Genomic DNA, 13638 nt, shown 5'->3' with positions numbered 1-13638 from the left:
TAGGCACAGAGCGGCGCATGGCAGAAAATCGGTGGGCCGTTTCGCGGAGGGCAGTACTTCGCGGAACGGCTGCGGCGGGGGTAGTGGCATCGGGGGCACTGATCGGTGGTGCGCTGAGACCTGGGCCTGCCGCGGGCAGTGCGGGCGGCAGACGGGTCGCGGTGCTCGGCGGTGGTGTCGCGGGCTTGACCGCGGCGCACGAACTGGCCGAACGCGGTTTCCAGGTAACGATTTTCGAGCGACGCGCCTGGGGCGGCAAGGCACGCAGCGTGCCGGTGCCCGGCACCGGATCCGCGGGACGGCCGGACCTACCCGGTGAACACGGTTTTCGCTTCTTCCCCGGCTTCTATCAACATGTGCCGGACACCATGCGGCGAATCCCCTTCGCGGGCAACCCGAATGGCGTATGGAACAACCTGATCGCGGTGCCGGAGGCGCGCTTCGCCCGGCGCGACGGCGACGACTTCCGGCTGCCACTCGGCCCGCGTTCCCGAATGGCGTTCTCGCCGGACACCTTTCGCGAAACCCTCGGTGCCACGCTCGCGACCGCGTTGAAAATGCCCGCCAACGAAGGCCTCTATTTCGCCGACCGCCTGCTGGTGTTCAACACCAGTTGCGACGCCCGCCGGTTCGGCCAGTGGGAGCACACCTCCTGGCGTGCGTACGTCGGCGGCCACGCGCGTTCCCACGAATTCCGCGCGCTGCTGTCCCGCACGCTGACCAGCATCATGGTCGCGGCGAAGGAGGACGTCGCCAGCGTCCGCACCATCGGCAACATGGGTGAACAGTTCCTCGGCAACCCGGCCGAGGTCGGCAACGACGGCGGCCTGGACCGCGTCCTGAACGGGCCGACCAACGCCGTCTGGATCGAGCCGTGGCTCCAGCGGATGCGCGAGCTAGGCGTGCGATTCGTGCTCGGCGCCGAGGTGCGCGAGCTCGAGCTGCGTGATCGCCGGATCATTGCGGCCCGCATCGTGGACCAGACCGGCGCGCAGCGCAGCATCGACGCCGACTATTTCGTGGTCGCCATGCCCGCCGAGCAGGCACGTGCCCTGTGGTCGTCCGACGTGCTCGCCGTGCGCCCCGAATTGGCCGGTATGGACCAACTCGTCACCGACTGGATGAACGGCATCCAGTTCTATCTGCGCAGGCCCGCCGATATCTCCAAGGGCCACACCGCCTACATCGACGCACCGTGGGCGCTCACCTCGATCACCCAGAACCAGTTGTGGACAACCAAATTCAGCGAGTTCGGCGACGGCACCGTGCAGGATTGCCTGTCGGTCGACATCTCCGACTGGAACACGCCGGGCATCCTGTTCGGCAAGCCCGCCAAGGAATGCACCCATGAGGAGATCGCCCGCGAGGTATGGGCCCAGATCACGGCACATCTCGACGACCGCGGCGAGCTGCTGCACGACGCCGACCTGCACTCGTGGTTCCTCGACCCCGGCATCACCTGGCAGCCTGGCCAACGCCGCAACGCCAACGCCGACCCGCTGCTGATCAACACCGCGGGCTCGTGGGACTTCCGGCCGGAACCGCACGGCGCCCTCGAAAACCTGTTCCTGGCAGGCGATTACGTCCGCACCAACGTTGACCTCGCCACTATGGAGGGCGCCAACGAGTCCGCACGGGCGGCGGTGAACGCACTGCTCGACGTGGCGGGCTCGAACGCCGAACGCTGCCGGATGTTCACGCTGTACCGCGCGACCGAGCTGGAACCGCTGCGCCGGATCGACGCGGATCGCTACGCCGCGGGCCAGCCCAACCTGTTCGACGTCCCGATCTGAGGTGCTCGATCTCCCGGCGGCGGAACGGGTTCCGGGTGACGATGCTTGAATCGGGTATGCGTGCGAGCAGCGATCAGATCACCGACCCGGCCGAACTGCGGCGACTACTCGGCGAGGTGCCACCCCGCGCCGTGAGCAAGGAACGCGTCACGCTGCACCCGAGGGATCGCGAGTGGATCGCCGCGACCCCGTTCCTCGTCATGAGCACCAGCGACGCCGAGGGTAATTGCGACGCGTCACCGAAGGGCGACCCGGCGGGTTTCGTCCGCGTGCTGGACGACCGGACCATCGCGATCCCCGAACGCCCGGGCAACCGGCGCGCCGACGGCTACCTGAACATCCTCGCCAATCCCCACGTCGGCCTGCTGTTCGTCATTCCGGGCCGCAGCCAGACGCTACGGATCAACGGCCGCGCCCGGCTCGTCCGCGACGCTCCGTATTTCGACGACATGGTGGTGCGCGGCCACCGCCCGATCCTCGCCGTCGAGGTCGACATCGAGCAGATCTTCTTCCACTGCGCCAAGGCATTCCTGCGCAGCCACCTGTGGGAGCCCGACCAGTGGCCCACCGACAACCTCCCCAGCTGGGCCCGGCTGGTCAAGGAGGTTCAGTCGGACGTGACCGAAACCATCGAAGAACTGGAACATCACTACACCCCCGCCAACTACAACGCCAAGCTCTACCAGGGCTGACCGCCCCCTCGGCGGTCCGGGTGGGCTACACCACCGGGCCGGGGCGCGCCGGGCGGCCCGGTCGAACATAGACTCGCGGCGTGGCAGACATTTCGGTGCGCGGGCGTATCGCACTGCGGGCCGCGGCGGCAGCGTCGTGGGCCTCGCAGAAGGCGGGACGAGGCAAGGGATCGATGATCGGCGGGCTCATCGCCCTGCAGATCGATAAGACGATCATGGACCAGCTCGGCCGCGGCAGGCGCACGGTGCTGGTGACCGGCACCAACGGCAAATCCACCACGACGCGGATGACCACCGCGGCGCTCAGCACCCTCGGCGAAGTGGCCACCCAGGCCGACGGCGCCAACATGGACGCGGGCATCGTGGCCGCGCTCAGTGCCCATCGTGGCGCGCCGCTCGCCGCGATCGAGGTGGACGAACTGCATCTGCCGCACGTCACCGACGCGCTGAACCCGGCCGCGGTGGTGCTGCTGAACCTGAGCCGCGACCAGCTGGACCGCGTCGGCGAGATCAACATGATCGAGCGCAAGCTGCGCGCCGGTCTGGCCCGCCACCCCGACACCGTCGTGATCGCCAACTGCGACGACGTGCTGGTGACCTCGATCGCCTACGACCACCCGAATGTGGTGTGGGTGGCGGCGGGCAGCGGCTGGTCGATGGACGCCACCAGCTGCCCGCGCAGCGGTGAGCCGATCGTTTGGGAGGGTGAACACTCGGGGACGGCAGCCGGCGGAGCCGGCGGGGTGGGTGAACACTGGCGCAGCACCGGCGCGGATTTCGAACGGCCCGAACCGAATTGGTGGCTCGACGGCGAAGACCTCGTCGGCCCCGACGGACTGCGACTGCCGCTGAAGCTGGCCTTGCCCGGCCGGGCCAACCGGGGCAACGCCGCGCAGGCGGTCGCCGCGGCGGTCGCGCTCGGTGCGGACCCCGCCGAGGCAGTCGCGGCGACCGGCACGGTGCGCGAGATCGCGGGCCGCTATCGAACGGTGCAGGTCGGCGAGCATGCCGCGCGACTGCTGCTGGCGAAGAACCCGGCGGGCTGGCAGGAAGCGTTGTCGATGATCGAACCCTCCTCGGCCGGACTCGTGATCGCGGTGAACGGACAGGTTCCCGACGGCGAGGACCTGTCCTGGCTGTGGGATGTGCGGTTCGAACATTTCGAAGGCGTCCAGGTGGTCGCAGCAGGCGAGCGGGCCACCGATCTCGCGGTGCGCCTGACCTACGCGGGCGTCGAACACACCACCGTGCCGAACCCGTTGCGCGCCATCGCCTCCTGCCCGGCCGGGCACGTCGAGGTGCTGGCCAACTACACCGCGTTCCGGGACCTCAACCGCGACCTCGAGGCCAAGTCATGAGTGAATCGACCGTGCGCATCGGACTGGTGCTGCCCGACGTGATGGGTACCTACGGCGACGGCGGCAACGCGCTGGTGCTGCGGCAGCGGTTGCGGCTGCGCGGCTACGACGCCGAGGTCGTCGAAATCACCCTGGCCGACCCGGTTCCCGAGTCGCTGGACATCTATACCCTTGGCGGCGCCGAAGATTCGGCGCAGCGACTGGCTACCCGGCATCTGCAGCGCTACCCGGGCCTGCAGCAGGCCGCCGCGAAAGGCGCTCCGGTGCTGGCCATCTGCGCCGCCATCCAGGTGCTCGGCCAGTGGTACGAAACATCGTCGGGCGAGCGCGTCGACGGCGTCGGGATGATCGACGTCACCACCGCCCCGCGCACCGAGCGCGCGATCGGCGAGGTGACCACCACGCCCATGCTCGCCGAGCTCACCGCGGCCCTGACCGGCTTCGAAAACCACCGTGGCGGCACGAAACTCGGTGGCGCAGCGACCGGGCTTGCGCGGATCACCCGCGGCGTCGGCAACGGTGTCGGGGACGGTCTCGAAGGCGTGGTGCAGGGTTCGGTGATCGGCACCTACATGCACGGCCCCGCGCTGGCCCGCAATCCCGAACTCGCCGACCTGCTGCTTGCGCGCGCGCTCGGTGTGGCGGAGCTGGCCCCGCTCGCCATGCCGGAAGTCGAGCAACTTCGGCGCGAACGCCTGCGGGCGTAGCAACTCCGCCGCAGCGCGATACGCGGCCGGTGTCGGCATAATTGACCCGCCTGCCTTTTCAGGTGGAACTGTGTCGATCGTGTGCGATTGTTGTCCCCACTGTTCGGCAACAATGTCGATCCGACGCGACTCGACCCGATCGGCTCCGGCGCGTAGAGCTATTCGCACGCTACGCTCGCCGCTATGACGACGATCACGCCGGGCTTATCTGCCGAATCAATGGAGCAGCCGGTATTGCCACGCCGTCCTCTGGTTTGGACGCGCTGGCGCAGCATCCTACGACCGCGCCCGTTATACCTGTCGCTGATCGTTTCGTCGGTGGTGGCGTTCAAGGCGTTCGAGATGTCTTTTGCCGCACTACACCACCTGGCCGTGCGCAACCTGGTCGAAGCCGAGCTGGCGGCGAATGTGCCGATCGCCATCGACGGCCTGGTGGTCGGCGCCATTGTCGCTACCGCCTCATTCCCGAAACGCAGTGCCGGCTGGTGGTATGCGACGGCGCTTTTCGTCATTTCGACAATGGTGTCGGTGGCCGGAAATATCGAGTACGCGCGGGAGATCGGCGGTGGGCCGGTGTCTTTGATCATCTACGCCGGGATGCCGCTGACCCTGCTGTTCGCCGTCCACCTCACCCTGATCCTGCTGGCCCGCAGCACCGGGTCACGATCGATCTTCGCTCCCGCGGCAGTGGCGCAGCCCGCGGCGGAGGAGGTACCGGAGATGGTGACGTCGCCGCAGCTCAATGGGCACGATCACGCCAAGCCGACCCCGCAGGCCGCGGCGCCCTTCAGTACCGGACCGAATACACCGATGCGCTTCAACACTTTCGACGCCGCCGACGGACGCAAGCTCGTCCCGCTCAATCACCGTTAGTCCGGCGGCGGCACCCACGTAACTCATCCGCGCTCGACTACTTCGATGGAGAAAACGCATGTCTCTCACAGTCTGGCAGGACCAGGACGTCGATCAGTTTCGGGAAGTAGCGAGCAGGCTAGCCTCGGTGATCCAAAGCAGTGTCGACCGGTCGGGCGCGCTGAGCCAACTCACCGAGGCGGTGGAAAGCGGCGACGCGTTCACCGATCTGCTGATCGAATTCGCCGGTCGCTGGTTCCACGAGACCGGCGGGCAATCGGTGTTGATCGGGCCGGAATTGTTCTGGTTGTTGTCCGAGCCGAACCTGCGTAAAGGCATCTCCAGCGCGTTGCGCGGTCCGGAGGCCGCGCCCGATCTCGAGTACTCGGTCAGCAGGCGCAGCCGTAAGTTGCTGCTGATCTGTGTTTTCGAGACCTTGGCGCAGAACCAGTGGCTGGCGGGGAACATCGGGGAGCACGTCGGCATGAACGGCAGCGTCAACGGAATAGGTTGATCGGGCCGCCGTGCGCCGCGGCGGCGAATTAAGTTCACGGCGTTCTTAACTCTCCTTCGATCCAGTCGGCACCGATAGCGTCGAGGTTTGCCGAATTACGAGGAGAGTGCCGTGCCCGACGTGGGCCTTCACCGGAGCGCCGGATGACCGCTGTTACCACGCCGGAAACGCCGACAGTCGGTGTAGACACGCCTGCCGAGGCACCGCGGCGTCCGAGGAACTATCGTCGCCTGCTGGTTCCGGCACTGACCCGTGTCGCGGCGCTGTTGCTAGTGCTCGGCCTGTGGGCGGTGATCACCGCGGCCCACCTGGTCGATCCGCTCTATCTGCCGTCGCCGCATGCGGTGTGGGACGCGTTCGTACGGGCCAACTCCCGGCATCGGATCGCGGCGGGTGTGGATCGCACGGTGATCGGTGAGCAGAACTATTACCTGTGGGAGCATCTGCTGGCCAGCCTGCAGCGGATCGGCGCCGGGGTCGGCATCGCGATCGTGGTGGGCCCGTTGGTCGGGTTCGTGATGGGCATGCTCACGCCGGTGCGGCTGGTCACCGAGCCGATTTTGAACTTTCTGCGGTCACTGCCGCCGCTCGGCTATATCGGTCTGCTGATCGTCTGGTTCGGCATCGGCGATCTGTCGAAGATCTGGCTGCTCTTCCTCGCCGCGTTCCCACCCATCGCCGTCGCCACGCTGAGCGGCGTTACCGGGGTGAAGCAGGACTACCTGAATGCCGCCCGCTCGCTGGGCGCCGGTCGGGCCCAGGTCATTTCGCGCGTTGTGCTGCCCGCGACGCTGCCGGAGGTGATCGGCGGCATCCGGATCGCCACCGCGTTCGCCTGGACCACCGTGGTGGCCGCCGAGCTCAACAACGGCATCCCCGGCATCGGCGGCCTCGCGTATATCGCGGGCACGCAGCTGAATACGCCGCTGACCATCGCCTGCATCATCGTGATCGGCTGCGCCGCACTGGTGCTCGACTCGGTCATCAAGTTCGTCGGCGCCAAGGCGGTTCCGTGGAAAGGCAAGGTATGAAATCCGCAGTCCGCCGGGTCGTCACGACCGCCCTCGCCATTGCGGCCGTTGCCGCGACGATCACCGGGTGCGTGGAATCCGGCCGCGGCGACACCGGAGCCACGGGGACACCGGCGACCTGCCCGTTCGCCCCCGACCCGAGCGTCACCACGGCGGCCAGACTCGGCTTCCAGGCGATCCCCAATGCCGATCTGTTCGTGAAGGATCGCGGCCTGCTCGCCGCCTGCCTGCCGAACGCGAAAATCACCTGGAGCCAGTTCTCCTCGGGTGCGGACGTGGTCCAGGCGTTCGGCGCGGGCAGTCTCGACATCGGCACCATGGGGTCGAGCCCGGCGACCAAGGCGCTGTCCGCGCCGTTGCACCTGCCGGTGCGGGTGCTGTGGATCCACGATGTCATCGGCACGTCGGAATCGCTGGTCGCCAAGGACAAGTCGGTCACCGCAGTGCCAGCGCTGCGGGGCAAGCGCATCGCGACACCGTTCGGCAGCACCGCGCATTACAGCCTGCTCGCCGCGCTCGGCAAGGCGGGGCTGGCCGATGATGTGCAGCTGATCAACATGAAGCCGGATGCGATCCCCGGTGCCTGGAACGGCGATCAGATCGACGCGGCTTGGGTGTGGGATCCGACCCTGTCGAAGCTCATCGAATCCGGCGGGCACATCGTCACTTCCAGTGCCGACACCGCCGCCGCGGGCGCGCCCACCTTCGATCTGGCGGTCGCGCGTACCGAGTTCCTCGATGACAACCCGCGATTCGCGGTGGTCTGGGCGCAGTTGCAGGACTACGCGGTACATCAGCTGCGAACCGAGCCGGAGGCCGCGGCGGTCTCGCTCGGCGCGCAGCTCGGCATCGAGCCGACCTTGGTCGGACCGCAGCTGGCCGGATACACCTACCTCCGCGCGGCTGAGCAGGCCGACGTGAAGTATCTGGGTGGCGGGTTCGGCGGCGATCTGCGCAAGACGGCCGAATTCCTGTTGAGCCAGGGCGGCATCGACGCGGTCGGTGACGAATCCGCCTACCGGAACGGTATTTACGCCGACGCGGCCGAAGGGGCGACCTCGTGACGGCGGGCGACGAGCTCGTCCGGCAGCGCGTCGTCCTTGCCGGGGTGAGCAAGACCTACCGCGGCGATGCCGGTCCGACGCCGGTGCTCGCGCCGACCGATCTGACCATCGAGGGCGGCGAATTCGTTTGTGTCGTAGGCCCTTCCGGCTGCGGAAAGTCGACGCTGCTGAACATACTCGCCGGGTTTCTCGAGCCGAGCGAAGGCACGGTGCGGGTCGGCGGTCGCCAGGTCACCGGACCCGACCCGGACCGCGGCGTCGTCTTCCAGCAGTCCAATCTCTATCCCTGGCTGTCGGTCCGGCAGAACGTCGAGTTCGGCCCGAAAGTCCGTGGCGTGCCGCGTGATCGGCGCACCGCCGAGGCCGAACGCATGCTCGCCCTGGTCGGCCTCGACCACCTCGGCGGCCGCCGACCCTACGAACTGTCCGGCGGCCAGCAACAACGCGCCCAGATCGCCCGCGTTCTCGTCAACGATCCCCAGATCATCCTGATGGACGAACCTTTCGGCGCCCTGGACGCACTCACCCGCGAAAAACTGCAAGGCGAACTGCTCACCCTGTGGCGCGACCGCCGAAAAACAGTCCTCTTCGTCACCCACAGCATCGACGAAGCCCTACTCCTCGGCACCCGCGTCCTGGTCATGGGCACCCGCCCCGGCCGCATCATCTACGACAAACCGACCTCCTTCAAAGCCGACCTCCCCACCCCCTCCTTCGCCACAACCCGCGCCCACCCCGCCTTCACCACCATGCGCGACGAAGTCTCAGCCCACATCTACGCCGCCCATGGCTGAGGGATCCAGCACTCACACGGCGAGGACAGCGACCTCATACTTCTGACACCACGCATCATGCGTCACCAGCGTGAGACTCTCGCATTGCGCCTGTGCCACTAGGATTCGGTCGAACGGATCGCGGTGGATCAGCGGCAGCCGGGCGGCGACGATGGCGTGCTCGTAGTCGATAGGCAGCGGAGCAAACCCGCTGCCCCTGATGTGCTCGGGCAGATCGACCGGCCCGACCAACTTGCCGAGGGCTTGTTTGATGGCGGCTTCCCAGACCGTCGCCGCACTCACGTAGATGTCCGGGTCGTGATCGAGCCGCTCCTTCAGTTCGTCGGACAACGCTGGGTCGTCGGTCAGCCACCACAGCACCACGTGGGTGTCCAGCAGCAAGCTCACGACGTGGTACCGAAGTCGTCAGCGATCTGGGCATTTGTCTCATCCGAGTCCCAGTCCGGAGCCAGCACGAGCCTGCCACGAAGGGAGCCTCGTCCGCCACGGTTCACCTTGCGGATCAGCGGGACCACCTTCGCGACGGGGTGACCAGCACGACTGATGACAATCTCCTCGCCACGCTCGACGCGCTCGATGATTCGTGACAGGTTCGTTTTCGCATCGTGGATGTTGTACTGCTCGGCCGCGCCTCCGGACATGGCCACCTCCTTAGCTAAGAGGTTAGTCCACTTAGCTCGACGTAGCCAGTACGTTCCCCCGCCCGACTACCGGTGACTCGGACAAGCGGAAACCCGCACGGGCTATTGCGCCTGCACCGGGGAGACGTCGACCGAGACGGTGATGGTGCTGTCCTTGGCGTCTGTGTAGATGATGCCGCGTAGTGGGGCGACGTCGGCGTAGTCGCGGCCCCAGGCGACGGTGACGTAGCGCTCGTCGGCGAATTGGTCGTTGGTGGGATCGAAGTCGATCCAGTGACCGGTTCGGTCGTGCTGGTCGCTGCCAGGCACCCAGACGGCGGCCCAGGCGTGGGTGGCGTCGGCGCCGACCATGCGCTCCCGGCCCGGCGGAGGATCGGTGGCCAGGTAGCCGGAGACGTAGCGGCCGGCCAGGCCGTGTGAGCGCAGGCAGGCCACCGCGATGCGCGCGAAGTCCTGGCAGACGCCGTTGCGGGCCGCGAACACGTCGGCGACCCGGGTGGAGACGGTGGTGGAGCCGGACCGGTAGGTGAAGTCACGGTAGATGCGGCTGTTGAGTTCGGCCACCGCCGCCAGCAGCGGGCGGCCGGGCGTCAACGATTCCGCCGCGTACGCCGTGACCTCGGGGGTGATCTCGGGCGGGTACAGGTCGAGGGTGAACTCCACGGCCAGCGGGCCCGTCGCGCCGGTCGGGCGCGCGTTCTCCCACGGCTGGGCCGCCGGGCAGACGGCGGTGTGGTCCGGACGATCCACCTCGACAATGGATTCGCCCGCGACAACCAGGGCCCGGTGCTCGTCGGTGACATGGAAGTAGGAGGTGGTGTTGCCGTACACATCCGAGCCGATGGACTGATCCGAGGGCGCGGGCTCGATCGAGATGTCGTGCGCGAGCAGCCGCTGGCCGGGGAATTCGCGCGGCGTCAGGTAGGCGCGCCCGTAGGAACTGTGCACGTCGTCGGAGTAGCAGTAGGTGGTGCGGTGTGCCACCCGATAACGCCGGGCGCGACCGTCCTGGCCGCTCATCCGACCACCCGCGTGCTACCCCACAGCGGTTGAAAACCTTCGGGCAGCGACAGTTTCGAGGTTTCGAAGGAGTCGGACAGCTTGCGCAGCCGCAGGTGCACACCCTCGAGCAGGTCGGCGAGTTCGGTGCGGACACCCGCGTCGTCGGTCACCTCGAGATCGTCCGAATCGAGCCGGCGCAGCATGCGTTGGGCGTCGGCGAGCAAGCGTTGCGGCCGCGTCGATCCCGACGCACCGGGCAGCGCCTGGAAGTCGGCATCGATGCACTCCAGCTGGTAGGCCAGCGAGCGCGGGTTGGCGGTATCGAACAGCAGCAGCCCGGCGACCGCGGCGACCCGCACCGAATCCCGGTGCCTGCGACGGTAACTCACCTGGGACTCGGCCGCCCGCAGCACCGACTCGGTGACCACCCGTTCGGCCTCCTCCGGGAATTCCTGAGTCAGCGCCGCCGACAGCAACGCCGTCAACGCCAATCCCCGCTCGATCCGCTTACCGATATCCATGACGTACCAACCGGAATCGCGAACCAGCGACTCGGCGCCGATGCCGGACAAAGCGAGCAGCGCCGCCAGGGTCAGCGAGTGCACCGCGGCCAGCTCACTCTCCCGGTCGCCCTCGCCACCACGGAACTCCGCGAGCGCTCGATCCACCGCACTCAGGATCATCCAGGTATCGCCGGACAACTGGTCACGCACCGCACGCGCGGCGTTCTCGTACCGATCGATCGCGAAAGCCAGGGACCCGGGCAGTTCTCGGTCGATCGTCAACGCCACCAGGTAGTCGTGCCCCGCGCGCGACACCGCCGCTCCGGTAGCCGGACCGAGTCCCTGGTCTGCGATCGAATCACCCTGCTCTACAACGGCTTCCGCGTCCGCCGCGGCGCTGACATCGGTCAGCTCGGCAGCCGGGGCGACGGTCGAGGTCGTCCGCGCCAGCGCCCGCATCAGGACCGGCAGCGCCTCGGCACCGTCGAGCCAGGGCCGGTAGCGGTAGTCCCGGTAGCGGTCATGGGTGGCGATGAGCAGGCGAGCGGCGGCTTCGGCGCGTTCGCCGTACCGGCCCATCCAGTACAGGTCGTTCAGCACACGCGGCGAAGTGACGGCAGCCGCGCCCGCGACGGTGCGCTGTTCACGTTCCTCGCGCGGCGCCTCGGTGCCCATCGCTGGAACGGCACTCGGTGCTGCCCTGACCCAGATGTCCTTCGCGGCCACCTTGACGATCGAGTCGTCCGGCTCGATGCGCTGACCCAGTTGACCGAGACCACCGGTCATCGCCGTGTAACCGCCGCGCCGGGCCAGCGAGAACAACCGCATGCCGACCGGTGCCGGGGTGAGTCCGCCGTACCCTTCGACGGCCGGTGCCACGGAGAACTGCGCGGGTTCCTGTCCGACCCACTGCCAGCCGGTAACCTCGATCCTGGCCCGCAATTCCGCGCACTGCGCGGCCGACAATTCGGGGCCGAACACGGTGGCGCCGTCCACCACCGACCGAATGATCAGCCGGTCCAGGTTGCGCACCAGATGCGCCCGCTCGGTGTCGTCACCGCCCCAGTACGACGGCGCGCTGTCGAGCAGCAGCTCCTCGCCGAGCAACGTCCTGGACAGTTCGGGCAGGAACCGTGCCAACGCGGGGTTCTCCAGCAATCCGCTGCCGAGGGTGTTCACCACGGTCACCGCGCCACGGCGCAGCACCTCGACCAAGCCGACCACCCCGAGCCGCGAATCCGGCCGCAGGTCAAGCGGATCGGCGAATTCCGCGTCCACGCGACGCAGCACCACATCGACCCGTTTCAGGGTGCCGAGCGACCGCATCCACAGCGCGCCGTCGCGCACCACCAGGTCCGCGCTCTCCACCAGCGGGAACCCGAGCATCGACGCCAAATAGGCCTGATCGAAGGCGGTCTCGGAATGCACGCCGGGGCTCAGCACCACCACGACCGGATCATCGTCCTCGACCGCCTGCGCGGATTCGATGAGCATCAGGCGCATCGCCCGGACGAACGGCGTGAGCGGCTTCGGATTGGAATGTTCGAACGCCTCCGGGATGGCCGTCGACACCACCCTGCGGTCGGCGAGGGCGTACCCGGCGCCCGATGGTGCCTGCGCCCAATCGGCGACCACCCGGAACTGGCCGTCGCTCCAGCGGCTGACGTCGCAGGCATGCAGAAACAGCTGGTGCCGCCCCGGCACCGTGATGCCGTGCGCGGCACGCACATAACCGTTACTGCCGAAGATCACTTCGGGTGGCAGCAGCCCCGATGTGAGCATCCGGCGCGGCCCGTAGATATCGGTGAGCACTTCGTCGAGCACCCGCGAGCGCTGCACCAGCCCCGCCTCCAGCCGGCTCCAGTCGTCGACGGAGACGAGCAGCGGAATGGGGTCGAGCCGCCACGGCGCGTTCTGTGTTTCCCCCGACTCGCCGAATTCGGTGTAGGTGATGCCGTCGTCCTCGACCAGCCTGCGCACCCGGCTGTGCAACCTGCCCAGCCCGGCGGTGCCGATCTCGACGAAATCCGCGGACAGCTCCGACCACATCCGGCGCACGGTGCCGTCGGGGGCCACCAGCTCGTCGTAGTAGCCCTCGGTGGGCCTGCCGCATTCGTCGCGGGCGCCGGACGCGGCGCTCTCGGCGCGGTAGCGGGCGAACTGCTCGATCACCTGCTCGCGGACGTCTGCCCCGGCAGTAGATTCGGGTCGCGCGTCCTCGCGGATCGTCACCGCCCCGCCCGCGCTTCCAGCGGGCGCACTCGCCGCCGATCGACGGCGTGGCGGGTCCGGTGGTCGAGCGACACCTCGATGCCCATGCAGCAAGTTCACCACACCAGCGCAGACATGGCCCGGCAGCCTGCGCACCGAGACCGCGACGCGACACACATCGCCGATCTCCCGCAGCGCGGAGCGCGGGAGTGGTAGACAAAAGATAACGAACCGATCTCGTCGGGAGGTCACATGCGTGCGCCGGATTGTTCATCCTGCGAATCCGCCGTCGACCACTGTCACGGCACCCTCATCGTCCATGCGGGCAGGCTCACCGAGTGCACCGAGGGCGACTGCGTAGATCTCGATTACGTCCGGCACACCTTCGTCGTCGACTGCGCCGACGTGGCGGGCGGCTGCGCCTGCGCCGAGCCGGACACGGCCCGTCGCCTGGCCTGAACCGGACCGTACGTACC

Annotated in this window: 14 protein-coding genes; 10 read left to right on the top strand and 4 right to left on the bottom strand. The window is 67.9% G+C overall.

What is annotated here, in order from left to right:
* The first annotated feature begins 17 nt into the window (after positions 1-17).
* The 9 genes from KV110_RS02065 to KV110_RS02025 all read left to right on the top strand — a co-directional run bounded on the left by KV110_RS02065 (position 18) and on the right by KV110_RS02025 (position 8805).
* The gene (locus KV110_RS02065) at positions 18-1793 is read left to right on the top strand and encodes a hydroxysqualene dehydroxylase (protein WP_218472845.1); all 1776 of its coding nucleotides are present in this window, start codon (positions 18-20) and stop codon (positions 1791-1793) included.
* Between the two features lie 41 nt (positions 1794-1834).
* Positions 1835-2485, top strand: a complete 651-nt coding sequence (locus tag KV110_RS02060; protein WP_393538180.1) for a pyridoxamine 5'-phosphate oxidase family protein — start codon at positions 1835-1837, stop codon at positions 2483-2485.
* 80 nt (positions 2486-2565) lie between these two features.
* Positions 2566-3843, top strand: coding sequence for a MurT ligase domain-containing protein (locus tag KV110_RS02055; RefSeq protein ID WP_218472844.1), 1278 nt, complete (start codon positions 2566-2568; stop codon positions 3841-3843).
* Positions 3840-4550 carry a type 1 glutamine amidotransferase gene (locus KV110_RS02050; RefSeq protein WP_218472843.1) on the top strand — a complete coding sequence of 237 codons (711 nt, stop codon included), beginning with the start codon at positions 3840-3842 and terminating at the stop codon, positions 4548-4550. The genes KV110_RS02055 and KV110_RS02050 overlap by 4 nt, the downstream gene beginning before the upstream one ends.
* A gap of 183 nt (positions 4551-4733) precedes the next feature.
* A complete protein-coding gene (locus tag KV110_RS02045; protein WP_343224163.1) occupies positions 4734-5423 on the top strand; it encodes a DUF2637 domain-containing protein in 690 nt (229 codons plus the stop codon).
* A gap of 58 nt (positions 5424-5481) precedes the next feature.
* Positions 5482-5916, top strand: a complete 435-nt coding sequence (locus tag KV110_RS02040) for a hypothetical protein (RefSeq protein WP_135234392.1) — start codon at positions 5482-5484, stop codon at positions 5914-5916.
* A gap of 143 nt (positions 5917-6059) precedes the next feature.
* A complete protein-coding gene (locus KV110_RS02035) occupies positions 6060-6947 on the top strand; it encodes an ABC transporter permease (RefSeq protein WP_218472841.1) in 888 nt (295 codons plus the stop codon).
* The gene (locus KV110_RS02030; RefSeq protein ID WP_218472840.1) at positions 6944-8011 is read left to right on the top strand and encodes a taurine ABC transporter substrate-binding protein; all 1068 of its coding nucleotides are present in this window, start codon (positions 6944-6946) and stop codon (positions 8009-8011) included. Before KV110_RS02035 ends, KV110_RS02030 begins: the two co-directional genes overlap by 4 nt.
* Positions 8008-8805 carry an ABC transporter ATP-binding protein gene (locus tag KV110_RS02025; RefSeq protein WP_218472839.1) on the top strand — a complete coding sequence of 266 codons (798 nt, stop codon included), beginning with the start codon at positions 8008-8010 and terminating at the stop codon, positions 8803-8805. The genes KV110_RS02030 and KV110_RS02025 overlap by 4 nt, the downstream gene beginning before the upstream one ends.
* 12 nt (positions 8806-8817) lie before the next feature.
* Here KV110_RS02025 and KV110_RS02020 read toward each other — a convergent pair whose 3' ends face one another.
* From KV110_RS02020 to KV110_RS02005, 4 genes are all read right to left on the bottom strand, one after another.
* Positions 8818-9192: a type II toxin-antitoxin system VapC family toxin gene (locus KV110_RS02020; protein ID WP_218472838.1), complete on the bottom strand. Its 375-nt coding sequence runs from the start codon at positions 9190-9192 to the stop codon at positions 8818-8820.
* The gene (locus tag KV110_RS02015; RefSeq protein ID WP_218472837.1) at positions 9189-9446 is read right to left on the bottom strand and encodes a type II toxin-antitoxin system Phd/YefM family antitoxin; all 258 of its coding nucleotides are present in this window, start codon (positions 9444-9446) and stop codon (positions 9189-9191) included. The genes KV110_RS02020 and KV110_RS02015 overlap by 4 nt, the downstream gene beginning before the upstream one ends.
* A gap of 102 nt (positions 9447-9548) precedes the next feature.
* Positions 9549-10466 carry a transglutaminase family protein gene (locus tag KV110_RS02010; protein WP_218472836.1) on the bottom strand — a complete coding sequence of 306 codons (918 nt, stop codon included), beginning with the start codon at positions 10464-10466 and terminating at the stop codon, positions 9549-9551.
* Positions 10463-13123, bottom strand: a complete 2661-nt coding sequence (locus tag KV110_RS02005) for a circularly permuted type 2 ATP-grasp protein (protein ID WP_425518167.1) — start codon at positions 13121-13123, stop codon at positions 10463-10465. Before KV110_RS02005 ends, KV110_RS02010 begins: the two co-directional genes overlap by 4 nt.
* A gap of 291 nt (positions 13124-13414) precedes the next feature.
* Between KV110_RS02005 and KV110_RS02000 the strand changes: the two genes are divergently transcribed.
* Complete coding sequence (locus KV110_RS02000) at positions 13415-13621, top strand: hypothetical protein (RefSeq protein WP_218472834.1); 207 nt, start codon at positions 13415-13417, stop codon at positions 13619-13621.
* The last annotated feature ends 17 nt before the right edge of the window (positions 13622-13638 follow it).

Source organism: Nocardia iowensis (genome assembly GCF_019222765.1).
Taxonomy (GTDB): Bacteria; Actinomycetota; Actinomycetes; order Mycobacteriales; family Mycobacteriaceae; genus Nocardia; species Nocardia iowensis.
This window is presented reverse-complemented; position numbering and strand designations above follow the sequence as displayed.